Raw genomic sequence first — 25,999 nt, forward strand, 5'->3', positions numbered from 1 at the left:
GAAATTAAATTCCCCAATATGTGATTGTATCAATGATTCCTATGAAGATAAGAATCGCACCGGCCAAACGTTGTATAATTCTTCCTACCTTCATGCTGTTTTTCATAATGAGTCGCTTCGCATCAAAGAACCATAGTAAAAGAAACAGAACAATGAGCGGAAGGGACGTTGCGATACCGAAAGCAGCGGGCAAGATAAAACCATAAGAAGTGGTCAAAACCAAGGGCATAAGCCAAACGAAAAAAAGTACAAACATCGTCGGGCAGAAAGCAAGCGAAAAACTTGCGCCCAACATAAAAGAACCTAACTTCCCATTCCGTAGACGCGTAGGAATGCGCATCGTTAATTTTCGAAGAAATCCTAACTTAAGAATACCAAGCAAAACGAGACCCGTAATAATAATAAGTGGACCGATTACTTTACGGAACAATGGAAAGTATTCTATTAGCGAAGTCTCGAATGATTCCCCAAAGAACCATACGAATAGTCCAAGAAAACTGAACACAGCTACTTTCCCAGTAATAAATGCCACAATTTCTCCCATGTCATTCTTCATTTGAATTGTACGGTTCCCATACAAAGTAATTGCGCTCATGTTTCCTGTAAGCTGACAAGGAGCGACAGCCCCAATTAAGCCCAAAAGAAGTGCGACCACAAAGGGAAATTGTTCAAAAGAATTTATAAGAATGGTCACTGGCTCAGTTATTGTTTGACTGATTTCCGACATCAATCCATACATTTATTTAAGCACCATCCATTTTCTTATTTTACTAACTCACCATTCACTGAAAGTTCATTCCAGTTAAGACCTTTATCTTTCGTCAAATAAATATCATTCGTATGCGTTGCGATAACAATCTCTTTCTCATCTTCTGGATTGACTGCGATAAAAACAATTGGGTTCATCGTGTCATCGGGAAGTTGAATTGCGATTTCTTGTTCGTCATCGAAGGTAAACGATTTCAGCTGCACTGTCTCATTTTCATAACTCGAATAATAGCCACCGGTTTCAGTCAATGTTGCATAGAGAACGATTGTCGCATCATTAAACAGGGAGAAGTTTTCACCAAAGTCTCTCGAAATGAATATGCCGTCTTTACTTCCAATCGCAATCATCTCTTTCTTTGATGGGTGAGCAGCCAAATTAGAGATGTATTCTGAATTGAATTCATTCATAGCAGCCTTTTCCCACGTTGCACCTTCATCTAACGTATAATGAAGCCCATCCGCCATCTCTTTCATCGGCATTTCATTTATCACATAAATTGCATTTGAGTCGTAACCCGCTGCAAGATAATGAAAATCGATTTCTCCGTAGAACGCTAACTTATCAAAACTTGCACCGCGATCTGTGCTTTTAATTAGACCAAACGGATTTTTATAGGCGGATTTAGGTTCCGGATGCCCACTCGAGAAAAAACCGTCACGTATCGCTTGAAAACCCATATAATCGTTCTTTTCGCTCGTCGCTTCTTTCCATTCATCTTTGTCATATTCATAAAGCCCTTCATGTGTTGAAATCACAATTTCAGGTCCGCCGTTTATGTAGCCGAGCCCATGTAAATGTTCAAATTTATTGTTTTCCACCTTTTCAAACGCATACGGCTCACTTTCTTTGCTACAAGACGACAGAATGACGACAAATACTAGCAATACCACTAAATTCTTTATTTTTTTCATCAGTATACTTCTCCTTTAATACCATTTATAGCCGATTCCCCATACGGTCTTTAAGAATTCATCCATCGGAAATCCAGCAATTTTTAATTTCTCTCTTAAATTACGAATATGCGAATCCACTGTTCGGATATCTGTATACGTGTCATATTCCCATGCCGCAAGTAATAGCTGTTCCCGCGTAAAGGTCCTTTTCGGCTGCGTAATTAAGGTTTCAATGATGTAAAATTCTTTTAAAGTAAGCTGTACGTCCTTATTTTTATGCTGCAAGGCATAGGAATCTCTATTCAAAACAAAATCACCATACACTGTATGTTGGCCGTCTTTCTCCTCTGTTGAATACCGGCGTAGTACTGCATTCACCCGTGCTGTCAGCTCGCCTTCATCGAAAGGTTTTGTTATATAATCATCTGCACCGTTATCAAGTCCTTTTACCAAATCCGACTTATCAGACCGCGCTGTGAGCATAATTACAGGGACGTCAGAGAACCTACGTATTTTCCTACACACTTCCCATCCATCCATGTCCGGCATCATCACATCCAGCAAAACAAGGTGAACTTTTTCTTTCCCTAAGTTTTCAAGTCCTTCTTTACCGTTCGTCGCTGTTAAACACTTGAAGCCATGAGGTGCTAAAAACAGTTCTAGTAAATCCAGCATTCTTTGTTCATCATCTACAAGTAAAATTGTTCGCATCTGTCCGACTCCTTAATTGTTTAGACTTTAATTGTGAATGTGCTTCCTTCACCTACAACACTTTTCACATCAATCGTTCCGCCATGCGCTTCCACGAGTTCCTTCACTATCGCAAGTCCGAGGCCTGATCCCCCGAATGATCTAGATCTAGACTTTTCAATTCGATAGAGCTTCTCAAAAACTAAATCAATTTCTGTCAATGGAATTCCAATCCCTTCATCTGTAACGCATATGACTGTATGTTGTTGCACTTTAGCTATCTCTAATGTCACCGTTGTAAATTCATCTGAATACTTTAATGCGTTGTCTAACAGATTTAAAACAATCTGTTCTAACCTTAATGGATCTGCATGAATATTGAATTCCGCTTCACAATGCAAATTGAGCTCCACTTTTTTCAATTTAAAGGATGGGTAAACAAGACGATGGATATCCGCAATAAACTGTTTAGCTGAAAAATCATTTTTCGTTACTGTAAACGTTAGTTCGTCCATTCTCGCTAAATCCATTAAATCTTTCACAAGGTCTTTCATCCGATTAGCTTCTTCAGCAATAATGTTTAAATAACGATTTCTTTCCTGTTCTGTCAACTCTTCTCTCATCGCCACTTTCAAATACCCGATTAAATACGTAAGCGGTGTACCAAGTTCATGAGAGACTGATGCAAGAAACTCGTTACGCTCTTTCTTTATTCTTTCCAAGTCCGTTGCCAATTTCATAATTGCAGTCGATAATTCGCCAAGTTCGTCATTTCCCATTGCCGGTAGACTTACATCGAATTTTCCTTCACTTAATTTCCCTGTCGCTTCCTTCATTCGAATTAAAGGGCGCGTTAGAAACTTTGATAGGACTGAATAGATAATAAAAAGAATAATGATACTTGCGCCACCTGCTAAACCAAAATGTTGATTTAACTTACTCACTAACCGCTCGATCGGCTGACTACTCTGAAACATGACAACATATCCGGACTGACCCTCCCCTACTTCATATGGATGCGCACTCACAATGTACGGTGAATCCTTCCATTCAGGTATAAGGATTTGGTCATCTTCAATAGCGGAGTTTTGAATTAAAGATAAGTAAGGTGTATAGACATTAAGATTTTCATCTGAACTACGGATAATTTCATTGTTCAATCCAGTAATAATAACTTCCCTGTCTTTTTCGGCTTCCATCAAAACAATATGGGTAATTGTTTCTGGTGAATAATTGTCCTCTAGCACATTTCTATGATTGGAACCACTTGCTAATAAACGCGCAAACTCTTCATCTTCTCTCGCATGAATGATATTCTGATGCAAATAAATCATCAGAATCGCTTCTAGCATGAGAAAGGCAACGATAAAGTAAGCCGCCAACTTGGTTGAGATTTTATGCATATGAACCTCCTCATGTAATGAGTATAGAAAAAGATTATGGAGAAGGTATGCAGACTCGTTTCAATTTAGCAATGCTTATGTATTCATGACGTCTTTGTGTCTGCACACTTTTTTGATATCTCATTAGTATAATCATTAGGAAATACCTTTTGGATTATTTTTTAAAGATCCAAAAGAATATGGATAGGGGGATTCAGTAATTGAAAAATAAAAAGAATCGTTTAATCATGAGATCAGTCATATTATTTCTTTTAGCAGCCGCCATAATATTTGCAGTATATACAAGTTTTGCAAAAGAAAAATATAATGTTTTACAAGTCGGGGATGATGCGCCAGACTTTTCACTTATTGATTTGGATGGGGAAAAGCATCAGTTATCAGCGTATAGAGGTCAAGGTGTCTTTTTAAACTTTTGGGGAACTTGGTGTGCACCCTGTAAAAAAGAAATGCCCGCAATGGGTCGGCAATACCAAGTTTATAAAGACCAAGGCGTTCAAATACTGGCGGTTAACATTGCTGAACCGGATTTAAAAGTTCGAACATTCGCTAAGCAGTACGGAATGGTGTTTCCTACTTTAATTGATACAACAAAAAGTGTCATGCAAACGTATAATGTAAAACCACTGCCAACAACGCTTCTTATTAATCCAGATGGGAAGATTGTAAAGATTATAACAGGGGAAATGTCTGAAAATGACATTAAAGGTTATATGGAACAGATTAAGCCCTAAAACAAAGTTAAATAATTCTAATCGAAAAAGGATGTTCCTTAGAGATGAATACATTCTTCGGCAAACATAATATAGTCTCCCGAAAATAATAAATAGGCAGTCCAAAGGTTTTTACCTGGGACTGCCCATTTTACAATTCATTATAACTATCCTCATTCATCACTCAGTGAAGATTTCATGTCATAGCCATTAATTTGTCAACATAAATTTATTTTTCTTTAGTTTTAAATAAATGAATATATTCTAAAACTACCCCTATTTCGTTTGCTGTACAATCGATAGGGCCTGCAGCTATTTGAGTTTCTTCACTAATAAATTTATCTATATTACGTAACACAGCTTCTTCGCCTGTTAATATTATCACATTATCCATAATGTCCGCGGTGAGTTCTGGAGAAGGTTTTCTAATGTACATTTACTGAATTGATAATGGAATAAACCGTATCACTTAATGCATTTCTGACTTCCTCTGGCTGAACCACAATAGTTTTGGGTAGCCCGGTTAGTTGATCCCGCCACGCACTTCCATACACGTAAGTTCTTCTATATCTCCAACAGCGCCAATTTTCATTTTAATATTTTCGGCCGATCTTTCCTCTATTATTAAATTAATTTTTCTAGTATAACTAATCATTGATTAATCCATCTCATTAACAGCCACACATATGGTGTGACTAATTATTAATCCACCTAAAGAAATTTCCCTGATTTCTGTTGTGCTAGCTCCAATATCAACAACCATGCTGGACGATTGTTCCCATAGTGGTAAACCAGAACCAATTGCTGCAGCAAACGCCTTTTCAATCAAAAAGATATACTGAGTCCCTGCTTGTTTAGCTGCATTAATCACAGCAAGCCGTTCTAACGTTGTTACCCCTGATGGAGCACAAAGCATTACATGCGGTGTATTGCCTATAATGCTCTTTTTGTGATTCCTTTATAAAATAACTCTACATCTTTGTTGTTTCATAATCTTCAATAACACCATGTTTTTCAAGAATAAAGGTTCAGCATTTACTATACTTTAAAAGTTTGCAGGAAATACGGAGACTTAGAATTAATATTTCTTCCTCTTTTAGAATATAGTTTTCTTACCTATAGTTTTCTTATCATAAACACCACCAGGTTTCATAAATTGTGATAACCACTAATTACTGCATTCCTATTACTTATTGAGGTTCGATATCATCTTGGTTAAGAATAATCCGTTTAGTGTCACCAACTTTTTTTATCTATCAAGGACGACCTATTGCGATTATTAGGAATAATTCCTATATAAATGAAACTACACGAGATGTTTATTAGTATATCTTTAAATTACGCAAAAGTTTTGCAAAAAACATGGTTCATTCGATTAATTATTAGTTGCTTAATGGTTTCTTTTCTTATGTGATAAAAAATGTAATTGAATTAAATGGTAATAATTATTATTTAAAGGAGCATTCCTGTTAGAAGCTTTTTCGGGGACTTGAACACAAAGAGCCCTCTTGGTATGATGCGGGGTGTCAAATCAGCACGAATTGACCCCTAATTTAAATACCAAGGAGGACTCATCATGAATTTTACGCAAAACGCAAAGATTAATCAAGTCACGGATCAGACGCTAGTTATCGGAATGGATATCGCCAAGCGCACACATTACGCCTGCATGGTCGATGAACGTGGCCTGATTCTTAAGAAATCGTTCCCTGTTCATCAATCAAGCCATGGGTTCGAATACTTCTATGAGTGTATTCTAAACGCTAAGAAACAATTTGGTAAAAGTGATGTCATCATAGGTATTGAACCTACCGGCCACTATTGGCTCAACCTGGCTTACTTTCTCGATGATCGGGGCATCCCCCTCGTCGTATGCAACCCCATGCATGTAAAGAAGTCCAAGGAGCTGGACGACAATCTTCAAACAAAGAACGATGCAAAAGATGCCCTCGTCATCGCCCGTTTGGTGAAAGATGGACGTTACAGCTACCCTAGAATTTTAAGGGAGACAGAGGCAGAACTACGGGTTGGTTCGACTTTGAAAGGTAATCTTACTGAAGAATTGAACGCGATAAAAAACAAGATGATTCGCTGGACTGATCGGTACTTTCCCGAGTTCCAAGGAATATTTCCAGCGTTTGGTAAAATGGCGCTAGCCGTTTTGGAATGTACTCCATTCCCATCTGAGATAGTGAATCAGGAACCGTCAGAACTACTGGCAACCTACCGGACGGTAGAGGGGATGAAATCTCCCCAGTTGCCGAAGACAAAAAAGCTCATTGAAAATGCACGTACTTCTATAGGCGTAACAGAAGGACAACAGATGGCCCGTATTGAAATTGCCACACTTGTTCAACGTTATCGCCAACTTGAGAAGGAACTGGCATCGCTTCAAGAACAGCTGACAGCGTTTATTCAAGCTACAGTTGAGTACGAGTATCTCCAAACAGTCCCAGGACTTGGAGACGCAACCATCATTGATTTACTATCGGAAATCGGCAGTTTTGCCCATTATAATCATCCACGCCAATTATTGAAACTTGCGGGATTAACATTGAGGGAAAATTCTTCCGGACAGCACAAGGGACAGAAACGAATTTCCAAAAGGGGAAGAAGTCAGCTGCGTGCACTACTCTTCCGTGTCATGATGCCGATGATTCGGCACAACCAAGCATTTAAACAACTGCACGAGTATTACACAACCAGACAAGTGAATCCATTACGCAAGAAACAGTCCATTGTAGTTCTCTGCGGAAAACTACTGAAAGTACTGCACGCAATCTGTACGAAGCACATGGTATTTGACGCTAAGCAAATGATGAGGGACATTCCCACGCTCGAAAGAGCTGCCTAAGCATTACATTCGTAGTGAACGACTAGAAAATTGGATGACACGGAGAAGCCGGCATTATATTATCCATTCGACCAGTGAGTCCCCAAAGGAGCTTAGCTAGCCTCCGCCTTATGACTAGACCGAACGAAGGAATGTAGGCGCTAAGACGCCAAGAGACATGGGAGGGTACGTCATCATAAGCTATGCGGAGATCCAGAGTGCATCGTATATTGTATTAGCATCGCAACCAGTATTATCCAGCGATGACCGCGTAGCGTACCAAAGGCTGTTAGAAGATTCACATATTAAATTCAAAACGGTAACAAGTGTGTCAAAAATATATTTTTGGCGCCCTAACAACGGGTCAAACCGTTGATACATCAATATTTATAGAGGGAGGTTTTACTTGATGTATAAAAAAATAGTCGTAATTATTGTATCATTCACAATTGTACTGCTTGCAGCTTGTAGCAATAAAGGGAGTGAGAAAGAGAGCGCAGACCAACTATCCGTTTACACAACCGTGTACCCACTTCAGTATTTTACAGAACGAATTGGTGGTAATCATGTCGATGTAAAATCAATCTATCCGACAGGTGTAGTGGAGGATACTTTTGATCCTTCACAAAAAGAATTAATGTCCCTTGCTAATTCGGATTTATTCTTTTATATCGGACTTGGTCTTGAAGGTTTTGTAGAAAATGCCGAGAAAACGCTGGAGAATGAACATGTAAAAATGGTTGCTACATCTGAAGCAATAACAGAAGAAATGCTTGGTGGGGAACATCTTGATGAAGAACACGTACATGATGACGGCAACCTCGATCCACATGTATGGATGTCACCCATTTTGAGTGACGCACTTGCTTTTTCCATTAAAGAGGCTTTAATCGAACTAGCCCCGGATAAAAAAGATGAGTTCGAGAATAACTTTGAAAATTTACGGGATGATCTACTTAAACTAGATCGAGAGTTTATAGATATGGTATCAAATACATCCAAAAAAAGATTTTTCGTTTCACACGCTACATTTGGCTATATAGCCGAAACGTACGGCCTTGAGCAAGTCGCAATTGCTGGGTTGAATTCGCAAAGTAAACCTTCTCAAAAACAACTAGCATCCTTTGTAGAATACGCGAAAGCAGAAGATGTAAAGTATATTTTCTTTGAACCAAACGTGTCCTCAAAGTTAATAGAAGTACTACGAAAAGAAATCGGAGCCGAATCACTAATGCTCCATAATATTAGGGTATTGACGGATGACGACGTAAAAAATAAAGAAGACTACTTCTCATTAATGAACTACAATATTCGAACGCTTGAGAAAGCTCTGAGCGATGAATAAGTTTATGATCGCTGTCCATGTTGGTAATAAATAACACGTCGCATAGGACAGACTTTTTTATTAAACGCCAACCTTGATTTTATATTCCGTTAAATTTCATAATATTCGCTAACCATTTTTAAAATGCAATAGTAAGTGTCTTGGCAGTGTTCAAGGTCATTTAAAAACTCCGTGTAAATCAAAAAACATCGTTTCCTCTATTTATTTGAGGAACGATGTCTTTTTGATTCATATATATTAAATAGCGGCTTGAAAAATCCATAATAGAAAGTTTGGAAACAGATGCAATGGCGCTTTTCAAAAAACATAAGAAGGATTTGAAAGCGAACAGTTTGAGCGGTATTTGGAAGCACGGTGCTATTTTCGACGCTTGATAAATATAAGTGCGAGGAAAATTATAAAGATGCAGAAATTGTAGTGATTTTTGATATACAAGTTGAAATTCTTGCTGCATAAGTTAGACCGGAAGGATGGATTAAAAAAGACGTTGAAATACTACAGGCTCTTCTTTTCTTCGGAAAACTTTTTAACCTTTCATCTTAACAATGATATCATTAACTACTTATTCATTTTCCACTTCTTACATCATTTTCACTGAAAAAATTCAACCATTCTTTATTAGAAGAATGGCTGAATACCACCTACCAACTTGCTTTTTTTACACCTGGCAGCTGTCCTTTATGTGCGAGTTCCCGAACAGCTATACGTGACATATTAAACTTCCGCATATACCCTCTTGGTCTTCCCGTTACTTCACAGCGATTTTTCAAACGTGTCGGCGAGGAATTCTTGAGCAGCTTATTTAAAGCCTCATAATCTCCTTTTTCCTTTAGCTCTTTACGAAGTGTAGCGTAATGCGCAACTAACTGTCGCTGCCTTTTATTCTTTGCTATTTTTGATTTTTTGGCCATTTTATCCCTTCCTTCCAATCAGTAATCATTCCGATTTGAAAATTTATAAATTTTTTTACTTCGTTTCTCTATGAAGTGTAACTTTTTTCAAGCGTGGGCTGAATTTTTTCAATTCAATACGTTCCGGATTATTGCGCTTGTTTTTTGTTGTGATATAATTTCGGTCTCCTGACTCAGTACAAGCCAATGTAATTTTCACTCTCATAACTAACTCCCCCTCTAAATTAAACTCCGATTTAAAAAACAGGTAATGGATCTATAAAACTGGTCCAATCTTGTATTAATTCTTCTTCTGTAAGTAAGCAATTATCCAAGCCTTCCATAATTTCCGGCTGATTCATTCCAATACCAATTAAGACTAACTCATTCATCTTTTCACCGGAATCCGCATCCCAAAATCCTGCTCTTTCAATCCCTAAAGATGGACCAGCTTGGGAAATTAAAACCGCGATATCATTCCTAGTAGCCAACCAAAGAAAGCCTTTTGCACGAACTATTTCAACCGGCCATTCTAAAAGCCAATTCCTTAAGCGCTCCGGATGAAATGGCTTTTGACTCCGATAAACAAATGACGCAATCCCATACTCTTCTGTCTCAGGAACATGCTCCTCATTCAGTTCTTTGATCCATCCAGCACTGTGACTAGAAGTCTCAAAATCAAACAATCCTGTGTCAAGTACTTCACTCAGTGCTAGTTGGGATTGCACTGTTTTGATGATCTTGGCGTCAGGGTTTAACGCGTGAAGAAGCCCTTTCAATTCGCCCATCTTTTCTGAAGGAATTAGGTCCGTCTTGTTCAACAGCAGCACATTGGCAAATTCAATCTGGTCGATAAGTAAATCAGCTATTTCTCGTTCATCTCCTTCTGTTACGGCTTCCCGTCGTTCAAGCAAAGTTTCTCCAGAAGTGAAGTCTTGCCAAAATGCGTTTGCGTCTACAACGGTAACCATAGTATCTAATCTGCAAACCTTTGATAAATCGATGCCAAGTGTTTCGTCTATATAGGTAAATGTCTGCGCTACTGGAATTGGCTCACTGATTCCCGAAGATTCGATAACAATGTAGTCAATATCGCCAAAAGCCGACAACTTTTCCACTTCCAGCACTAAATCCTCGCGAAGCGTGCAACAAATACAACCATTTTGTAGCTCCACTAGCTTTTCTTTTGTGCGTGAAAAGCCTCCCTGTTTAATCAAAGAAGCATCAATATTCACTTCACTCATATCATTAACAATAACAGCGACTTTTAGCTCATCTCGATTGTGTAAAATATGATTCAATAAGGTAGTCTTCCCCGAACCTAAGTAGCCGCTTAACACTGTAACTGGTATCCTATTTTTCATTTTCCACACCTCAACCTTTACTTATTACTCAATGCCTTCGAAAGTGTTTCAATGTTGTATTCCATTAAAGAAAAGTAATCCTCTTTATTGTCCAAATCCTTGGTTGTTAGGACGCCAAGATTATGCAACATCAGTGAATCCGCCCCGATTTCTTTTCGAATGACGTCAGTTAGTTTAGAAGAGACGTTTTGTTCGAATAATACATATTTCAAGTCCTGCGTTTTTGCGTATTCAACAAGAGAAGCTAGTTGCTTCTGTGAAGGTTCACTTTGTGAATTTAACCCGGCAACGGCAACTTGTTTAAGTCCATACGTATCAGCGATATAACCGAAAGCTGCGTGTGAGACGAAAAATGTTTTTATGGGGGCATTCGAAGCCATGTCTTTAAACTTTTGGTCGAGTTCGAGTAAGTCTTTTTTTAGCGTTTCAAAGTTTTGCTCAAACGTATCCTTTTTTTCGGGAGATGCTTCGATAAGCGAGTCTTTAATTGTTGTTGCAAGTTCTATACTTAATATTGGTGAAATCCACACATGGGGGTCGAATTCACCGTGCTCATGGTCATCATGTGCTTCTTCGGCTTCGTTATGTTCATCATGTACTTCTTCAGCCTCTTCATGCGAATCATGTACTTCCTCAGCCTCGTCATGTAAATCATGTACAACGTCATCATTCACATTGCCAAGCAACTCCTTGGAGATATTGTCAGCAACCGCTATCATTTTGACGTGTTCACTTTTCATTGTCTCTTCAGCACCCTCTACAAACCCTTCAAGCCCAAGTCCGATATAAAAGAATAAATCCGAATCAGCAAGTGCCATCATATCATTTTGTGTAGGGGTAAATGTATGCTCATCGGCCCCGGGTGGATAAATAGAATGTACATCAACCGTGTCTCCACCAATCCTTTCTGTGAAATATTGAAGCGGATATGCAGTTGTATAGACAGACAAGATGTCTTCACTACTTTCGGGCTCCACTTTTTCTTTTACGTTTTCTTTTACTTGCTCTTTGTTACCGCATGCTGTGAGCAATGATAAAACAATTACTGATAGAGTAGCAAGAAACCACTTACTCATTGAATCAATTCCTCCTTCATTTCCCTAAATCGTAATGATTACGTTTTGGTTGTTTTTTTATCATACAAGCAAGTTTTATAATTTGCAACTGTATTTTTTTATAATACTTATTATTTCTTATTTTATATCATTGAGAAACAGAGCAACTATTGGACCCTTAAAACACCAATGATATTTCACTTATGTCAGTAAGTGCTACTGTTACTTCTAAGTTCGGCACTTGCAGCCTATAGACTACGCACATTCGGGGCGCACAAAAAAAGCAACCCAACCCGTGTGATTTAAGGTTGAACTGCTTTTCAAATTAAATTAAATTAAAGATACATTTGACTTACTTCATACCGCCCAAGGAGTCCGGGCTATTACACTCGGATATCTACTAGCTGATTTTGTTCTATGTCAGAATCCTTCAAATTTATTTAGTAGTTATTAACACATCCTGACATAGTTTCTTTTGACGTTTGAGGATGACATTCATCTACAGCATCCTTTTTAACAGATATCCATTTATCACGCTTAAATTGTATAGCTAATACTACAGCCCTAAAAGCAATATCTATTCCAATTGCAATCCATACACCTAGGAGTCCCCATCCAAGTTGAATGCCTAATACATACACAAGTAATGTTCTAATTCCCCACATACCAGCGGCTGTCAAGTACATTGGAAACTTCGTGTTATTCGCTCCCTGAAATGCACCGGTAAGAATGAGTAATAAAGCGAGAAATGGTTGGAATATACCCGATACTTTCAAGGAGGTTCCGATATTTTCAATTACCTCAGTATCATTCGTAAATAAGCTGCCCGCCCAGTTTCCTAAAGTGAAAAGCAAAACGCCTATAATGGTCATTAAGCAAATACCAATCCCTGTACAAAGAACTGCATATTTTTTTGCTTCGCCTATATTCCCTGCACCAATTTGCTGTCCTACAAGAATAGTTGCCGCGGTTGCAAAGCCGTAGCCAATCATATAGGATAAAACCTCCACGTTCCCTGCAATTTGATGAGCCGCAAATACATTTGTACCAAGTGCGACAATGAATCCAAAGTAAACGATTTGTCCAATCCTCATGACTAGCCTTTCACCAGAAGCGGGGCCTCCGAGAGTTACCAATTCCCTTATGTGTTGTTTATCTGGTTTCCAATAATCTTTCCTAAAAGCAAGAACTGGGGTGCGCTTTATATAATAAAAGAGAATGATACTACCGATAATTCTTGAAACAACAGTTGCTATAGCAGCTCCAGTAATGCCCATTTCGGGAATGATCCAGAACCCTAAAATTAAAATATAGTCCAGCACACCATTCACTATGTTAATTAAAATACTGGCTTTCATTGGAGCACGTGTATCACCAGCTCCTCTTAAGACCGCACTTAGGACAAACATTAAAGACATAAATACAGAAGGGACAGCTACGATTTTAAAGTAAATAATCCCTGGCTTTAGCACATTATCTTCTATTCCCATCAACTTTAATAATGGTTCTGCAAAGAAAATCGTAATAATTCCCGTCAATATGCCAAACAAAATAGCTAATATAACCGATTGTTGGGCAATATGCCGTGCTTTTTCCGGCTGTTTTGCTCCAATGAAATTTGCTATTCTTACATTAGCTGCAATGCCAATTGCCATAAACAAAGCAAAATAAATGGCGAGTAAAGCATTAGTGACACCAACTGCTGAAACCTCAGCAAGGCCAATTTTCGATACAAAGTAAGTATCAACAAAGCCGAGAATCGTCTGAAATAGATTTTCTATGACTGCTGGCAATGCCAGCACTAAAATAATCTTAATTTTATCCTTTGAGCTTTTTGAAACAGGTATAGTAACATCATTATTTTTCACGATAATCCTCCCAAGATTATGAGTATTGCCCGTAATTAGTTTCTTAACCTTTGAATTAACACAAATGTTAATGAAGTTTAAAAATCTGTTACGGCGTATACAAAGATGAGGATTACATCATGATGATCACTAATCGAAAGAGGTCTTTATTTGCCAAAATATTTATCAAATAACTGGCTCGATTGAAGCGCGGTCTTTTACGATAACTATTCCCTCTTTTCCATAGAGGGGAGAATATTTTTTCAAGCCCTTTTAAGTATCCATGATGATTTCTAGCATCGGTACCTGAAATACAATTTTAAGTTCCAACAATTTTCTTTCCTTTAGGCTGTTTACTTTTAGTATTCGGTTCCAAAGTAATCCCGATAGTGTCAAATGAATTAAGTTTTGACATGTCAACTGTTAGGACACCGTAACCTTCCTTATCTGGTCTAAAGATACCCGCACTCTGGCGTTTACCATTGTCGATCAACCACACTTGGTATACTTCTTGCCCTTTCGTTTGAGGAAAATCGAATACATTTACGACGTGCTCCTCTTTTCCACTTTTGTTTATCAAAAATGCTTGACCGTATACTTCCCCATCTTCTCCATCTGCAGCATTTAACTTCATGGGCTTCTTCTGTTTGTAAATAAGTTAAAAAACTTTCCGCTGCCTTTTTATTCGCACCTTTTACTGTTAAAGCTGCTGTTGTCCCTCTATATAACTTATCCTCTTTCGGAAACGTTACCAAGTCCGTTTCATTTTGAAGACGGTAATACCAAGATTCATAAGTGATCCATGCATCGATTGTTGAATCTGAGTTCCAAAGTTCTATTGCTTCAGCGCTCGTTTTAACCGAAACCGCAATATTTTGTTGTATACCGGGGATTAGTCCTTTACGACCCGTCATATCTTCCCAACGTCCAAGTTGACCCGCTCCGTTGACATCGACAATGCGGACTTGTTCTTTCGTTAAATCAGCAAACGTTTGAATATTTTTTGGATTTCCTTTCCTCACAAGAATTCCTGCGGGACGGGAATATAATTCAACCCAAGAGTCTTCGTTTAATAATCCTGGATGTGAAAATAAAAAGTTACGTAACATGTAGGAAGAGCCACCGTAAATAATGTCCCCATCTTCTTTTGCGTTATCAAGCCATTTCCCTTCCGGTCACGCAATCACTTGAACTTGAATGCCTTTTCCTTTAGAAAAATGCTTCGCTAACTCTTCCATCGGACCAAAAGGACCACCCGGACCATAAACAAAAACAATATTATCATCCTTTTTCGACTTAACTTGCTTTTCACTATCCATGCTAGTCATCACAATCAATCCTGCAACAATCAGAATGACGAACAGCACAAAACCAATTTTCTTCAATCTTCTCGACCACCTTTCAACTAGTTACTTCTATTAAAGGAAACGACAGAAAAGACTAAATGGTTTGATTGAACATTATTTTAAACGAAACACGACGATATTCAAAAATAGGGTAATGTATTTTCTTCTAAAAAACGTTTGCAGTATAAGATTGAGTCGATTTTTAGTTGGCGATAGTAAAGGATGTGAAGAACTCTTCTAATATATAGGATCTACCTTCAACAAAAAATCGTAGTGTGAAATCTCGTCGTCGCATGGCGATGGCTTCCCACATTAAGAAATAAGCAGAGAAAGTCATCTTCGGTGATACTACATAAAATTCGCTATGATGGTCATCATAATCTACATCTAACTTATTAAAAATAACTTTGTAAGGGGTTTTTGCATTGAGTATAGGAGAAAGCACGTTATCCATTTTTGCTTTGGGTGGCATCAATGAAATCGGTAAAAATATGTACGTAATCCAATATGAAGAGGATATCATCATTATCGATTGCGGAGCCAAGTTCCCAGATGAAACTTTATTAGGGGTAGATTTAATTATTCAAGATATATCCTATTTGCAAAAGAACAAAGATAAAATTCGTGCATTGATTGTGACTCACGGACATGAAGATCATATCGGCGGCATTCCATACTTACTAAAACAGCTAAGTATTCCCGTATATGCGACTAAATTGACGCTCGGTTTAATTAAATTGAAATTGAAAGAACACGGACTTCTACGTGCAACGGAACTGAAGACGATTCATGCGGATTCGAATGTCGAAGCCGGTACGATCAACATGACATTCTTCAATGTAAATCATAGTATTCCGGATTGTCTAGGAATTGCGATTCATACACCAGAAGGGACTGTGGTACACACAGGCGACTTCAAGTTTGATTTAACACCTATAAATGGAAAATATCCAGATTTTCATAAAATGACCGAAATTGGGGACCGCGGAGTGTTGCTTTTATTATCCGAGAGCACGAATGCTGAACGTCCAGGTTTCACACAATCTGAACGGGTCGTTGGCGAACATATTGAAGATGCATTTCGTAAGGCCAATCAAAAAATCTTTATTTCTACATTTGCATCCAATGTTTATCGTGTTCAGCAAATTATTAATGCTGCGCTTAAAACAAATCGAAAGGTTGCGTTACTTGGTAGAAGTATGGTGAACATTGTATCTGTTGCAGCAGAACTCGGATATCTAACAATACCTGATGGCACTTTAATAGAAGCAAATGAAATCAATCGGATGGCACCTGAACAAGTTGTCGTTATATGTACAGGCAGTCAAGGTGAGCCTATGGCAGCTTTATCACGCTTATCCACTTCAACGTACCGCCAAGTATCTGTATTAGCTGGAGATACCGTCATTCTTGCGTCAAGCCCTATACCTGGTAATGAAAAAAGTGTGTCACGCATCATCGATAATTTATTCCATTTAGGGGCCAAGGTACTCTATGGATCCGGTAGCACATCCGGTATGCATGTTTCAGGACACGCCTTACAGGAAGAATTAAAACTCATGCTCACCTTAATGAAGCCAACTTATTTCATCCCGATTCATGGTGAGTTCCGCATGCTTCAGCAACATCGAACATTAGCCGAATCCGTAGGAGTAAAGAGTGAAAACATCTTCATCATTAACAATGGTGATGTAGTAGATATTAACAATACTGTCGCTAGCCAAACAAGACGGATACAAGCTGGTAGCGTTTTTGTGGACGGGCTAAGCGTTGGAGATGTCGGGAAAATTGTATTACGTGACCGTAAATTGCTTTCAGAAGAAGGAATGTTGATTATTGTGATTTCCCTAAGCAAAGCGGATGGGAAAATCATTTCTAACCCCGAGATCATTTCCCGTGGATTCGTCTATGAACGTGCTGCAGAAGATATTCTGCATGAAGTGAATCAGCTAGTCATTACGATCATTAATGAATCAAGACAATCGAATGGAGATAAAAGTAGCGAATTAAAACATCATCTAAAAAAGGCAATTGAGCAGCTATTATATACTCAAACAAAAAGAAGACCGATGATTCTTCCGTTCGTAATTGAAATATGAAATTGATGTAATAATTTCCAAAACCCTTTTAGGAATAACAGAACATTTACATGCCTTGCGGAGTTGTTTGATGGTCCGTCATCTTTCATTCCATTGTGCCTGCCAACAGGCTCCTTTTGTTTATGTGAATAGAAAAGAATAAACAGGCAAACAATATACCTATACCATTTTTTTAATTGAAAGGAATGCTTTCCAATGACCAATCATATTCAGGAAGGTATCTCGGAATGCGAGAGAGCGTTAACGCATTTGAACAATGCTTTACCAATGGCCCATCATGAAGCCAAACAGAAAATGCAACATGCTGTAATAGATCTAGAAGAATGTATAGCTAAATGCTGCGAATTATTGCAATGAATGAAACACTGTGAAATAGTTTAGTTTTTATGGACAAAATCGTGAATATTCATTTTGAACAAAATTGTCTTGGAGGCTATAAACACAATTATTGTATTTGCCAACATTAAATACATGTAATGACAATTGTAGCTATGCTTATGTTGCAGCTGACATGAAGTTTCTGCGAGTATGTACACCAAGCCAGCCACATAACGGTTGGCTTTTCCTGCATAGGCCATCATTCCCCCTCCAAGTAACGTTGTGATGCAGACCTATATACTGCCATGTTGTGTTATACAACTTATTTCGCAAGCAATTTCTATAATACTTTATTTTTAGAAAGGATAATTTATAATGGATCTCAATCTCGTTTGGCAAACAGTCCTTATTTTTATAGTAGGAACTCTATTTTTAAGAATTGGTGGAAGAAAAACCATTTCACAGATGACTATTCCCCAAACTGTGATCATAATTTCAATTGGTACATTGCTAATCCAACCAGTTGCAGGTCATGGTCTTAAGAACACCTTTATGGTAGCTGGTTTATTAATACTCCTCTTACTAGCAACCGAATATATCCAATTAAAAATTGACAAAGCGGAAGGTGCTTTTTCAGGTAAAGCAATACCTGTTATTGAGAACGGAACATTAAATGAGAGTAATTTAAAGAAACATCGGTTAACTGTAGATAAACTAGAAGAGCGCTTAAGGCAAGTGGGTGTTACACATATTAGTGATGTTCAATATGCAACATTAGAAACCAGTGGACAGTTAGGTTATACGTTAAAATCGAACAAGCAACCCGCAACCAAGCAAGATATTCAAGACCTTCATGATTTAATTAGTAACAATAATACAAAAAAACCTCAACATTTTTCTAATCAAAGCAATAATATTTTCACCGAGACCTTACAAGAGAATATACAAGGAATACAAAATAGCAATGGAAATTCAGATGTCCCAAAACATTTACAATAGAAAATTTCCATCAACTATAACTTCTAACGAGATGATGATTATATACATTCTACTCTGCCATAGCGTCGCATTAGGATTCCCCTCTTTTGCGACTGCTATATTCATGCGTTTACATAGTAACAATTTGGATCTGAATATGATTTAATGTACTATTGGAGATTGGAGGTGTTAAAAATGAATCACAATCATAACCATGCACATGGTACAAACAAAAAAGCCTTAATGATTAGCTTTATAATCATCACAATTTATATGATTATTGAAGCGATAGGAGGATTCCTTACTAATAGTCTTGCTTTATTATCCGATGCAGGACATATGTTAAGTGACTCCATATCACTTGGGGTTGGTCTATTGGCTTTTACATTAGGAGAGAAGACTGCGAATTATAGTAAAACCTATGGATATAAGCGTTTTGAAATACTAGCCGCTATATTTAATGGGGTTACACTTATACTAATTTCAATCTACATATTTTATGAAGCTTTCCATCGTTTGGCAGAGCCACCCGCAGTCGCATCGACTGGTATGTTACTTATTGCTTCCATTGGTTTACTAATAAATATTCTTGTTGCATGGATACTCATGCGCAAAGGTGATACAAAAGGAAACTTAAACATACGTGCGGCATTTCTTCATGTAATTGGTGATCTATTAGGATCTGTTGGTGCAGTTATTGCTGCATTACTCATTATGTTTTTAGGATGGAATCTAGCGGATCCAATAGCAAGTGTTATTGTTGCTATTCTCGTTTTGATAAGTGGTTGGCGAGTAACCAAAGACGCAGTACATATATTAATGGAAGGTACTCCAGAAGATGTTGATGTAGATGAAGTGATCCAAACAATAGAAAACGTAACCGGTATTATAAGCATCCACGATTTACATGTATGGAGCATTACAAGTGGACAAAATGCTTTATCATGTCATGCGGTAATTAATGGAGCCTTAACTGTGCAAGAGAGCCAAAAAATATTACGAACAATAGAACAGGAATTAATTCAAAAAAATATCCATCATGTAACGATTCAGATGGAGAGCGGTGATCATTCACATGACGACTCCTTAATTTGTAAAATTAATCAAGAGTCTTAATAACTTAAGAATACCTCTATTAATATTCATCTGTTTTTCTTTAGTAAAGCATCAAAATATGGTTCTAAATCAAACGTTCGGGTGATGTAACTCGCACATCACCCTTCAACCTAAATGAACCCCAATTTCTTTATACTGTATGTTTAATAAGATTTTCGCTCTAAAGTGATCGAAACGTTTAAAGCCATAGGCATTGCGTTTCATCACTTTTGTTTTGTTATTAATACCTTCTAGGAATTCGTTCGAGTACTTAAAGGAGAAACTGTATAGAATCTTTACCTGCCAGTTTTTAAGTGTTTGAATCGCTTTTAAAAACGCTAGTATGTGCCCTTTCTCTCCCTTTCGGTAAAAGTCTTGTACTCTTCTTTTCACCTCGACTACATCGTCTGTTGTCTTGGCCCCAATCAAACCATTCACAATAGGCTTCCTTTAATTCGTAAGCGGTCTTCAACTCGTCCGACATACTTAGATAGCGATTCAGATACCAACGATGTTTGTCAGTTAGTTTTTCACTTCGCTTGTAAAGCACGTGTCGCATGCGCTTACACTTCTTACGGTCATATGCATGCCACTCTTTCTGAAATTTACGTCGTACTTCGTCAATTGCCCAATAAATATACCGACAGTAATGAAAGCGGTCAGCGACAATGACTGGGCGACCTAACGCCGTCTTCACTGCTGCTTTAAAGCTTGGGTTCATATCCATCAACACAAGTTCAACGTCAGCTCCATATTGATAAAGGTAATCTTTGATGGTGTCTTTCCTGCGGTTCGGCAAGATACCTAGGGATTCATGAGTTTCTGCATCCGCGATGACAATTGATAGGTACCGGCATCTGTATCGCCTTTATATCCATCAATCGCAATCGCTTTAGGCAATCTACCTCCTGTTTTCAATTCATTTTTCGCTACTTCTTTGAAACGGCGAATCACAGTTGAGCTGGATGTACCTAACACTTCCCCTGCTTCTTTAAAGGTCTTCGCTTTCACACTTCGAATACGAACTACACGATTCCACTCTTTAGAATACCGTTGATACTTATCGACAAATGGTAATTTCTCCGCAAACCTTTTCCCACATGGACATGCGTACCGACGACGTTTGTAAAACAGAACACTCAAACATTCAAACCATTTGTGGTGTTTAATTTTCTGAATGCGATAATCATGGATCTTCTTTGTCAGCATTCCACAAGCAGGCATTGGTGAGACTTCAGAGGAAGGGAAACATGAAGTGCGAATCGGTCTCTTTTTATTAACCTCCAGACCTTTTAACCCCCGCATATTCATGGTATTATTCATATGCACGTATCACCTTCCTCTTTAACTTGTTTCTCGACAATTCAAGTATAAAAGAAATTGGTGATCACGTGCATTTTTTTGTTCAATTGTTTGAGAACCCCAACATTTATTATAGAACCAAAAAGCCTAATAAGCTTCTACATACTATGTACTCGAATGAATTATATACAAATAAAAAGCATCTACAAACGTTAATATATCAACGTTTGTAGATGCTATAGATCTTACCTAAATTAACACGATAAAACCTGGTGATACCCGAGGCCGGACTTGAACCGGCACGCCTCGCGGCATCGCATTTTGAGTGCGACGTGTCTGCCATTCCACCACTCGGGCACGTGTAAAATAATTATATAAAATTATAAGGCGGCAACCGGAATCGAACCGGTGGTAAGGGTGTTGCAGACCCGTGCCTTACCGCTTGGCTATGCCGCCAACATAGTGGAGCGGAAGACGGGATTCGAACCCGCGACCCCGACCTTGGCAAGGTCGTATTCTACCACTGAACTACTTCCGCAAAAATGACTGGGGTAGCTGGATTCGAACCAACGAGTGACGGAGTCAAAGTCCGTTGCCTTACCGCTTGGCTATACCCCATTAATGGGGCGGACGAGGGGTATCGAACCCCCGAATGTCGGAATCACAATCCGATGCGTTAACCACTTCGCCACGCCCGCCATGATATGATTACTTACAGTATAGTAATGGTTTTAACTTTTTGGAAAAAATGGGGCGGACGAGGGGTATCGAACCCCCGAATGTCGGAATCACAATCCGATGCGTTAACCACTTCGCCACGACCGCCATAATAAATATTAATTTAAAAATACAGGGGCAGTAGGAATCGAACCCACACCAAAGGTTTTGGAGACCTCTATTCTACCGTTGAACTATGCCCCTAAATGGTGGTGGGGGACGGATTCGAACCGCCGAACCCGGAGGGAGCGGATTTACAGTCCGCCGCGTTTAGCCACTTCGCTACCCCACCAGTAAGGATGCCGGCGAAAGGACTTGAACCCTCAACCTACTGATTACAAGTCAGTTGCTCTACCAATTGAGCTACACCGGCATATACATGGTGGCTCAGGACGGAATCGAACCGCCGACACAAGGATTTTCAGTCCTTTGCTCTACCGACTGAGCTACTGAGCCACATTTGTTATTTTTAGAAAGACGCCTTTGAAGCGTATGTATAAAATGGCGGTCCCGACGGGAATCGAACCCGCGATCTCCTGCGTGACAGGCAGGCATGTTAACCGCTACACCACGGGACCTTGGTTGCGGGGACAGGATTTGAACCTGTGACCTTTGGGTTATGAGCCCAACGAGCTACCACTGCTCCACCCCGCGATAATACTATAAAATAAATGGTGGAGGATGACGGGCTCGAACCGCCGACCCCCTGCTTGTAAGGCAGGTGCTCTCCCAGCTGAGCTAATCCTCCTGGGTTATATCACAATTTGACTTGTAGTAATACTTGTTCTAAAAATGGTGACCCCTACGGGATTCGAACCCGTGATACCGCCGTGAAAGGGCGGTGTCTTAACCGCTTGACCAAGGGGCCATATAAAATGAAAGCGTACATCTGGCGGAGAGCAAGGGATTCGAACCCTTGAGGCAGCGCAAACCGCCTACACGATTTCCAATCGTGCTCCTTCGGCCACTCGGACAGCTCTCCAATAATGGCTCCGCAGGTAAGACTCGAACTTACGACCGATCGGTTAACAGCCGATTGCTCTACCACTGAGCTACTGCGGAATAATGTGATATGGTTATTATGTTTTTAACTTATTGAACAGACCAGCGACGTCCTACTCTCACAGGGGGAAACCCCCAACTACCATCGGCGCTAAAGAGCTTAACTTCCGTGTTCGGTATGGGAACGGGTGTGACCTCTTTGCCATCATCACTGAACTGTTTTCAAAGCCATGATTATTATATCAAACTGAGTGTGAAAGTCAATACTTTTCTCGAAAAGATTTTATTCACTCAAAACTGAATAAAAGACATTGTGTAGTTCAAGTAACTACTTTTTATAATAGGTTAAGTCCTCGATCGATTAGTATCTGTCAGCTACATACGTCGCCGTACTTACACCCCAGACCTATCCACCTCATCATCTTTGAGGGATCTTACTTACTTGCGTAATGGGAAATCTCATCTTGAAGGGGGCTTCATGCTTAGATGCTTTCAGCATTTATCCCGTCCATACATAGCTACCCAGCGATGCCTTTGGCAAGACAACTGGTACACCAGCGGTATGTCCATCCCGGTCCTCTCGTACTAAGGACAGCTCTTCTCAAATTTCCTGCGCCCGCGACGGATAGGGACCGAACTGTCTCACGACGTTCTGAACCCAGCTCGCGTGCCGCTTTAATGGGCGAACAGCCCAACCCTTGGGACCGACTACAGCCCCAGGATGCGACGAGCCGACATCGAGGTGCCAAACCTCCCCGTCGATGTGGACTCTTGGGGGAGATAAGCCTGTTATCCCCGGGGTAGCTTTTATCCGTTGAGCGATGGCCCTTCCATGCGGAACCACCGGATCACTAAGTCCGTCTTTCGACCCTGCTCGACTTGTAGGTCTCGCAGTCAAGCTTCCTTATGCCTTTGCACTCTGCGAATGATGTCCAACCATTCTGAGGAAACCTTTGAGCGCCTCCGTTACTCTTTAGGAGGCGACCGCCCCAGTCAAACTGTCCACCTGACACTGTCTCCTGCCCGGATCACGGGCAAGGGTTAGAAGTCCAATACAGCCAGGGTAGTATCCCACCAATGCCTCCTCCGAAGCTGGCGCTCCGGAATCCAAGGCTCCTACCTATCCTGTACAGGCTGCACCGGAATTCAATATCAGGCTACAGTAAAGCTCCACGGGGTCTTTCCGTCCTGTCGCGGGTAATGCGCATCTTCACGCATATTATAATTTCACCGAGTCTCTCGTTGAGACAGTGCCCAGATCGTTACGCCTTTCGTGCGGGTCGGAACTTACCCGACAAGGAATTTCGCTACCTTAGGACCGTTATAGTTACGGCCGCCGTTTACTGGGGCTTCAATTCGGAGCTTCGCTTGCGCTAACCCCTCCTCTTAACCTTCCAGCACCGGGCAGGCGTCAGCCCCTATACGTCATCTTACGATTTTGCAGAGACCTGTGTTTTTGCTAAACAGTCGCCTGGGCCTATTCACTGCGGCTCTCTCGGGCTATTCACCCTACCAGAGCACCCCTTCTCCCGAAGTTACGGGGTCATTTTGCCGAGTTCCTTAACGAGAGTTCTCTCGATCACCTTAGGATTCTCTCCTCGCCTACCTGTGTCGGTTTGCGGTACAGGCACCTCCCGCCTCGCTAGAGGCTTTTCTTGGCAGTGTGAAATCAGGGACTCTGGAGATTAAATCTCCTCGCCATCACAGCCTGGTGTTGGATGAGAACGGGATTTGCCTCGTTCTCCACCTCACTGCTTAGACACACAACCAACTGTGTGCTCACCCTATCCTACTGCGTCCCCCCATTACTCAAACGGCGGGGAGGTGGTACAGGAATATCAACCTGTTGTCCATCGTCTACGCCTATCGGCCTCGACTTAGGTCCTGACTAACCCTGAGCGGACGAGCCTTCCTCAGGAAACCTTGGGCATTCGGTGGAAGGGATTCTCACCCTTCTTTCGCTACTCATACCGGCATTCTCACTTCCAAGCGCTCCACCAGTCCTTCCGGTCTAGCTTCAACGCCCTTGGAACGCTCTCCTACCATTGACCCTAAGGTCAATCCACAGCTTCGGTGATCTGTTTAGCCCCGGTACATTTTCGGCGCAGCGCCACTCGACCAGTGAGCTATTACGCACTCTTTAAATGATGGCTGCTTCTAAGCCAACATCCTGGTTGTCTGGGCAACGCCACATCCTTTTCCACTTAACAGATACTTGGGGACCTTAGCTGGTGGTCTGGGCTGTTTCCCTCTCGACAATGGATCTTATCACCCACTGTCTGACTCCCAAACATAAATCATCGGCATTCGGAGTTTGTCTGAATTCGGTAACCCGGGATGGGCCCCTCGTCCAAACAGTGCTCTACCTCCGAGATTCTTTCGTTTGAGGCTAGCCCTAAAGCTATTTCGGAGAGAACCAGCTATCTCCAGGTTCGATTGGAATTTCACCGCTACCCACACCTCATCCCCGCATTTTTCAACATACGTGGGTTCGGGCCTCCAGTCAGTGTTACCTGACCTTCACCCTGGACATGGGTAGATCACCTGGTTTCGGGTCTACGACCCCATACTCATTCGCCCTATTCAGACTCGCTTTCGCTGCGGCTCCGCTTTCTCAGCTTAACCTTGCATGGAATCGTAACTCGCCGGTTCATTCTACAAAAGGCACGCCATCACCCATTAACGGGCTCTGACAATTTGTAAGCGCACGGTTTCAGGATCTATTTCACTCCCCTTCCGGGGTGCTTTTCACCTTTCCCTCACGGTACTGGTTCACTATCGGTCACTAGGGAGTATTTAGCCTTGGGAGATGGTCCTCCCGGATTCCGACGGAATTTCACGTGTTCCGCCGTACTCAGGATCCACTCTGGAGAGAATGTGCTTTCGATTACGGGGCTTTTACCCTCTTCGGCGGACCTTTCCAGGTCGCTTCATCTACCACATTCCTTTGTAACTCCGTATAGAGTGTCCTACAACCCCAAGAAGCAAGCTTCTTGGTTTGGGCTCTTCCCGTTTCGCTCGCCGCTACTAAGGGAATCGATGTTTCTTTCTCTTCCTCCGGGTACTTAGATGTTTCAGTTCTCCGGGTGTGCCACGAGTATGCTATGTATTCACATACACGTACTGTCCCATTATGGACAGTGGGTTTCCCCATTCGGAAATCTTCGGATCAAAGCTCACTTACAGCTCCCCGAAGCATATCGGTGTTAGTGCCGTCCTTCATCGGCTCCTAGTGCCAAGGCATCCGCCGTGCGCCCTTTCTAACTTAACCTATAAAAGGTCCAACTTCATCCTAGCGATAGGATTTAGAAGGTTAAAAAGATTGCTTGAATCGCAAATATGC

The 25,999-nt window shown here is 40.4% G+C and carries 22 protein-coding genes, 16 tRNA genes, 2 rRNA genes and 1 pseudogene; 7 read left to right on the forward strand and 34 right to left on the reverse strand.

Annotation, left to right across the window (positions count from 1 at the left end; genetic code table 11):
- Positions 1 to 4: 4 nt before the first annotated feature.
- From SporoP17a_RS05780 to SporoP17a_RS05795, 4 genes are read right to left on the reverse strand one after another with little or no spacing between them, the layout of a single operon-like run.
- Entirely contained in the window at positions 5 to 739 is a 735-nt protein-coding gene (locus SporoP17a_RS05780) for an urease accessory protein UreH domain-containing protein (protein WP_083033533.1), read from the reverse strand.
- A 23-nt stretch (positions 740 to 762) separates the two neighbouring features.
- Positions 763 to 1,680: a F510_1955 family glycosylhydrolase gene (locus tag SporoP17a_RS05785; RefSeq protein WP_083033534.1), complete on the reverse strand. Its 918-nt coding sequence runs from the start codon at positions 1,678 to 1,680 to the stop codon at positions 763 to 765.
- A gap of 15 nt (positions 1,681 to 1,695) precedes the next feature.
- Positions 1,696 to 2,373, reverse strand: coding sequence for a response regulator transcription factor (locus tag SporoP17a_RS05790; protein ID WP_083033536.1), 678 nt, complete (start codon positions 2,371 to 2,373; stop codon positions 1,696 to 1,698).
- A gap of 20 nt (positions 2,374 to 2,393) precedes the next feature.
- Positions 2,394 to 3,755 carry a sensor histidine kinase gene (locus SporoP17a_RS05795; protein WP_083033538.1) on the reverse strand — a complete coding sequence of 454 codons (1,362 nt, stop codon included), beginning with the start codon at positions 3,753 to 3,755 and terminating at the stop codon, positions 2,394 to 2,396.
- Positions 3,756 to 3,955: 200 nt separating this feature from the next.
- On the opposite strand from SporoP17a_RS05795, the gene resA reads away from it, so the two are divergent.
- Positions 3,956 to 4,486, forward strand: coding sequence for a thiol-disulfide oxidoreductase ResA (resA, locus tag SporoP17a_RS05800; RefSeq protein ID WP_083033540.1), 531 nt, complete (start codon positions 3,956 to 3,958; stop codon positions 4,484 to 4,486).
- A 208-nt stretch (positions 4,487 to 4,694) separates the two neighbouring features.
- Here resA and SporoP17a_RS17080 read toward each other — a convergent pair whose 3' ends face one another.
- The 3 genes from SporoP17a_RS17080 to SporoP17a_RS17085 form a co-directional block, all read right to left on the reverse strand.
- Positions 4,695 to 4,859, reverse strand: a complete 165-nt coding sequence (locus tag SporoP17a_RS17080; protein WP_167693387.1) for a rod shape-determining protein — start codon at positions 4,857 to 4,859, stop codon at positions 4,695 to 4,697.
- Positions 4,860 to 4,988: 129 nt separating this feature from the next.
- Entirely contained in the window at positions 4,989 to 5,120 is a 132-nt protein-coding gene (locus tag SporoP17a_RS17115) for a hypothetical protein (protein ID WP_257788190.1), read from the reverse strand.
- A 3-nt stretch (positions 5,121 to 5,123) separates the two neighbouring features.
- Entirely contained in the window at positions 5,124 to 5,381 is a 258-nt protein-coding gene (locus SporoP17a_RS17085) for a rod shape-determining protein (RefSeq protein ID WP_083033544.1), read from the reverse strand.
- Positions 5,382 to 6,041: 660 nt separating this feature from the next.
- Here SporoP17a_RS17085 and SporoP17a_RS05815 point away from each other — a divergent pair.
- Positions 6,042 to 7,319: an IS110 family RNA-guided transposase gene (locus SporoP17a_RS05815; protein ID WP_083033546.1), complete on the forward strand. Its 1,278-nt coding sequence runs from the start codon at positions 6,042 to 6,044 to the stop codon at positions 7,317 to 7,319.
- A 388-nt stretch (positions 7,320 to 7,707) separates the two neighbouring features.
- Positions 7,708 to 8,643 carry a metal ABC transporter solute-binding protein, Zn/Mn family gene (locus SporoP17a_RS05820; protein WP_083033548.1) on the forward strand — a complete coding sequence of 312 codons (936 nt, stop codon included), beginning with the start codon at positions 7,708 to 7,710 and terminating at the stop codon, positions 8,641 to 8,643.
- A 641-nt stretch (positions 8,644 to 9,284) separates the two neighbouring features.
- Here the strand turns inward: SporoP17a_RS05820 and rpsN are convergent.
- The 8 genes from rpsN to SporoP17a_RS16985 all read right to left on the reverse strand — a co-directional run bounded on the left by rpsN (position 9,285) and on the right by SporoP17a_RS16985 (position 15,184).
- Positions 9,285 to 9,554, reverse strand: a complete 270-nt coding sequence (rpsN, locus tag SporoP17a_RS05825; RefSeq protein ID WP_083033550.1) for a 30S ribosomal protein S14 — start codon at positions 9,552 to 9,554, stop codon at positions 9,285 to 9,287.
- A 55-nt stretch (positions 9,555 to 9,609) separates the two neighbouring features.
- Positions 9,610 to 9,759, reverse strand: coding sequence for a 50S ribosomal protein L33 (gene rpmG, locus SporoP17a_RS05830; RefSeq protein ID WP_083033552.1), 150 nt, complete (start codon positions 9,757 to 9,759; stop codon positions 9,610 to 9,612).
- 31 nt (positions 9,760 to 9,790) lie between these two features.
- Positions 9,791 to 10,897: a GTP-binding protein gene (locus tag SporoP17a_RS05835; protein WP_083033554.1), complete on the reverse strand. Its 1,107-nt coding sequence runs from the start codon at positions 10,895 to 10,897 to the stop codon at positions 9,791 to 9,793.
- 17 nt (positions 10,898 to 10,914) lie between these two features.
- Complete coding sequence (locus tag SporoP17a_RS05840; protein ID WP_083033556.1) at positions 10,915 to 11,973, reverse strand: metal ABC transporter solute-binding protein, Zn/Mn family; 1,059 nt, start codon at positions 11,971 to 11,973, stop codon at positions 10,915 to 10,917.
- Between the two features lie 419 nt (positions 11,974 to 12,392).
- Positions 12,393 to 13,820 (reverse strand): MATE family efflux transporter, encoded by a 1,428-nt coding sequence (locus tag SporoP17a_RS05845; RefSeq protein ID WP_083033558.1) that lies wholly within the window; start codon positions 13,818 to 13,820, stop codon positions 12,393 to 12,395.
- A 298-nt stretch (positions 13,821 to 14,118) separates the two neighbouring features.
- Positions 14,119 to 14,379 carry an anti-sigma factor gene (locus SporoP17a_RS17310; protein WP_083033560.1) on the reverse strand — a complete coding sequence of 87 codons (261 nt, stop codon included), beginning with the start codon at positions 14,377 to 14,379 and terminating at the stop codon, positions 14,119 to 14,121.
- Positions 14,276 to 14,908: a substrate-binding domain-containing protein gene (locus tag SporoP17a_RS05855; protein ID WP_237262391.1), complete on the reverse strand. Its 633-nt coding sequence runs from the start codon at positions 14,906 to 14,908 to the stop codon at positions 14,276 to 14,278. The genes SporoP17a_RS17310 and SporoP17a_RS05855 overlap by 104 nt, the downstream gene beginning before the upstream one ends.
- 66 nt (positions 14,909 to 14,974) lie before the next feature.
- Positions 14,975 to 15,184, reverse strand: coding sequence for a hypothetical protein (locus SporoP17a_RS16985; protein ID WP_237262392.1), 210 nt, complete (start codon positions 15,182 to 15,184; stop codon positions 14,975 to 14,977).
- Between the two features lie 386 nt (positions 15,185 to 15,570).
- Between SporoP17a_RS16985 and SporoP17a_RS05860 the strand changes: the two genes are divergently transcribed.
- From SporoP17a_RS05860 to SporoP17a_RS05875, 4 genes are all read left to right on the forward strand, one after another.
- Positions 15,571 to 17,244, forward strand: coding sequence for a ribonuclease J (locus tag SporoP17a_RS05860; RefSeq protein WP_083033562.1), 1,674 nt, complete (start codon positions 15,571 to 15,573; stop codon positions 17,242 to 17,244).
- 195 nt (positions 17,245 to 17,439) lie between these two features.
- Positions 17,440 to 17,601, forward strand: coding sequence for a hypothetical protein (locus SporoP17a_RS16730; RefSeq protein WP_156890531.1), 162 nt, complete (start codon positions 17,440 to 17,442; stop codon positions 17,599 to 17,601).
- A gap of 336 nt (positions 17,602 to 17,937) precedes the next feature.
- A complete protein-coding gene (locus SporoP17a_RS05870; RefSeq protein ID WP_083033566.1) occupies positions 17,938 to 18,561 on the forward strand; it encodes a DUF421 domain-containing protein in 624 nt (207 codons plus the stop codon).
- Positions 18,562 to 18,735: 174 nt separating this feature from the next.
- Positions 18,736 to 19,656 carry a cation diffusion facilitator family transporter gene (locus tag SporoP17a_RS05875; protein ID WP_083033567.1) on the forward strand — a complete coding sequence of 307 codons (921 nt, stop codon included), beginning with the start codon at positions 18,736 to 18,738 and terminating at the stop codon, positions 19,654 to 19,656.
- A 105-nt stretch (positions 19,657 to 19,761) separates the two neighbouring features.
- On the opposite strand, the pseudogene SporoP17a_RS17230 reads toward SporoP17a_RS05875, so the two are convergent.
- The 19 genes and pseudogenes from SporoP17a_RS17230 to SporoP17a_RS05970 all read right to left on the reverse strand — a co-directional run bounded on the left by SporoP17a_RS17230 (position 19,762) and on the right by SporoP17a_RS05970 (position 25,927).
- Positions 19,762 to 20,958, reverse strand: a pseudogene (locus tag SporoP17a_RS17230) (ISL3 family transposase).
- Between the two features lie 255 nt (positions 20,959 to 21,213).
- Positions 21,214 to 21,294 (reverse strand) — tRNA-Leu (locus SporoP17a_RS05885).
- Positions 21,295 to 21,322: 28 nt separating this feature from the next.
- Positions 21,323 to 21,393, reverse strand: a tRNA-Cys gene (locus SporoP17a_RS05890).
- Positions 21,394 to 21,400: 7 nt separating this feature from the next.
- Positions 21,401 to 21,475 (reverse strand) — tRNA-Gly (locus SporoP17a_RS05895).
- 8 nt (positions 21,476 to 21,483) lie between these two features.
- A tRNA-Gln gene (locus SporoP17a_RS05900) sits at positions 21,484 to 21,555 on the reverse strand.
- Between the two features lie 4 nt (positions 21,556 to 21,559).
- Positions 21,560 to 21,635 (reverse strand) — tRNA-His (locus SporoP17a_RS05905).
- 51 nt (positions 21,636 to 21,686) lie between these two features.
- Positions 21,687 to 21,762: transfer RNA gene (locus tag SporoP17a_RS05910), tRNA-His, on the reverse strand.
- A gap of 25 nt (positions 21,763 to 21,787) precedes the next feature.
- Positions 21,788 to 21,858: transfer RNA gene (locus tag SporoP17a_RS05915), tRNA-Trp, on the reverse strand.
- 3 nt (positions 21,859 to 21,861) lie between these two features.
- Positions 21,862 to 21,946: transfer RNA gene (locus SporoP17a_RS05920), tRNA-Tyr, on the reverse strand.
- 8 nt (positions 21,947 to 21,954) lie between these two features.
- Positions 21,955 to 22,027 (reverse strand) — tRNA-Thr (locus SporoP17a_RS05925).
- 7 nt (positions 22,028 to 22,034) lie between these two features.
- Positions 22,035 to 22,110, reverse strand: a tRNA-Phe gene (locus SporoP17a_RS05930).
- A 46-nt stretch (positions 22,111 to 22,156) separates the two neighbouring features.
- A tRNA-Asp gene (locus SporoP17a_RS05935) sits at positions 22,157 to 22,232 on the reverse strand.
- Position 22,233: 1 nt separating this feature from the next.
- A tRNA-Met gene (locus SporoP17a_RS05940) sits at positions 22,234 to 22,308 on the reverse strand.
- 18 nt (positions 22,309 to 22,326) lie between these two features.
- Positions 22,327 to 22,402: transfer RNA gene (locus SporoP17a_RS05945), tRNA-Val, on the reverse strand.
- A 45-nt stretch (positions 22,403 to 22,447) separates the two neighbouring features.
- Positions 22,448 to 22,522, reverse strand: a tRNA-Glu gene (locus tag SporoP17a_RS05950).
- Between the two features lie 22 nt (positions 22,523 to 22,544).
- Positions 22,545 to 22,636 (reverse strand) — tRNA-Ser (locus SporoP17a_RS05955).
- A gap of 5 nt (positions 22,637 to 22,641) precedes the next feature.
- Positions 22,642 to 22,716, reverse strand: a tRNA-Asn gene (locus SporoP17a_RS05960).
- Positions 22,717 to 22,756: 40 nt separating this feature from the next.
- Positions 22,757 to 22,872 (reverse strand): 5S ribosomal RNA (rrf, locus tag SporoP17a_RS05965).
- A 125-nt stretch (positions 22,873 to 22,997) separates the two neighbouring features.
- Positions 22,998 to 25,927: ribosomal RNA gene (locus tag SporoP17a_RS05970) — 23S ribosomal RNA — on the reverse strand.
- Positions 25,928 to 25,999: the final 72 nt, after the last annotated feature.

The sequence above is a fragment of the Sporosarcina ureae genome (genome assembly GCF_002082015.1).
Classification (GTDB): Bacteria; Bacillota; Bacilli; order Bacillales_A; family Planococcaceae; genus Sporosarcina; species Sporosarcina ureae_A.

Bases quoted from the DNA above. Each gene is read 5' to 3' on its own strand.
- SporoP17a_RS05785 (WP_083033534.1), bottom strand. From the start codon at position 1,680: ATGAAAAAAATAAAGAATTTAGTGGTATTGCTAGTATTTGTCGTCATT.
- SporoP17a_RS16730 (WP_156890531.1), top strand. From the start codon at position 17,440: ATGACCAATCATATTCAGGAAGGTATCTCGGAATGCGAGAGAGCGTTA.
- SporoP17a_RS17115 (WP_257788190.1), bottom strand. From the start codon at position 5,120: ATGATTAGTTATACTAGAAAAATTAATTTAATAATAGAGGAAAGATCG.
- SporoP17a_RS05790 (WP_083033536.1), bottom strand. From the start codon at position 2,373: ATGCGAACAATTTTACTTGTAGATGATGAACAAAGAATGCTGGATTTA.
- SporoP17a_RS05835 (WP_083033554.1), bottom strand. From the start codon at position 10,897: ATGAAAAATAGGATACCAGTTACAGTGTTAAGCGGCTACTTAGGTTCG.
- SporoP17a_RS17080 (WP_167693387.1), bottom strand. From the start codon at position 4,859: ATGGATAATGTGATAATATTAACAGGCGAAGAAGCTGTGTTACGTAAT.
- SporoP17a_RS05780 (WP_083033533.1), bottom strand. From the start codon at position 739: ATGTATGGATTGATGTCGGAAATCAGTCAAACAATAACTGAGCCAGTG.
- SporoP17a_RS05795 (WP_083033538.1), bottom strand. From the start codon at position 3,755: ATGCATAAAATCTCAACCAAGTTGGCGGCTTACTTTATCGTTGCCTTT.
- SporoP17a_RS05815 (WP_083033546.1), top strand. From the start codon at position 6,042: ATGAATTTTACGCAAAACGCAAAGATTAATCAAGTCACGGATCAGACG.
- SporoP17a_RS05875 (WP_083033567.1), top strand. From the start codon at position 18,736: ATGAATCACAATCATAACCATGCACATGGTACAAACAAAAAAGCCTTA.
- SporoP17a_RS05855 (WP_237262391.1), bottom strand. From the start codon at position 14,908: ATGTTACGTAACTTTTTATTTTCACATCCAGGATTATTAAACGAAGAC.
- rpsN (WP_083033550.1), bottom strand. From the start codon at position 9,554: ATGGCCAAAAAATCAAAAATAGCAAAGAATAAAAGGCAGCGACAGTTA.
- SporoP17a_RS05820 (WP_083033548.1), top strand. From the start codon at position 7,708: ATGTATAAAAAAATAGTCGTAATTATTGTATCATTCACAATTGTACTG.
- SporoP17a_RS17085 (WP_083033544.1), bottom strand. From the start codon at position 5,381: ATGCTTTGTGCTCCATCAGGGGTAACAACGTTAGAACGGCTTGCTGTG.
- rpmG (WP_083033552.1), bottom strand. From the start codon at position 9,759: ATGAGAGTGAAAATTACATTGGCTTGTACTGAGTCAGGAGACCGAAAT.
- SporoP17a_RS05840 (WP_083033556.1), bottom strand. From the start codon at position 11,973: ATGAGTAAGTGGTTTCTTGCTACTCTATCAGTAATTGTTTTATCATTG.
- SporoP17a_RS05870 (WP_083033566.1), top strand. From the start codon at position 17,938: ATGGATCTCAATCTCGTTTGGCAAACAGTCCTTATTTTTATAGTAGGA.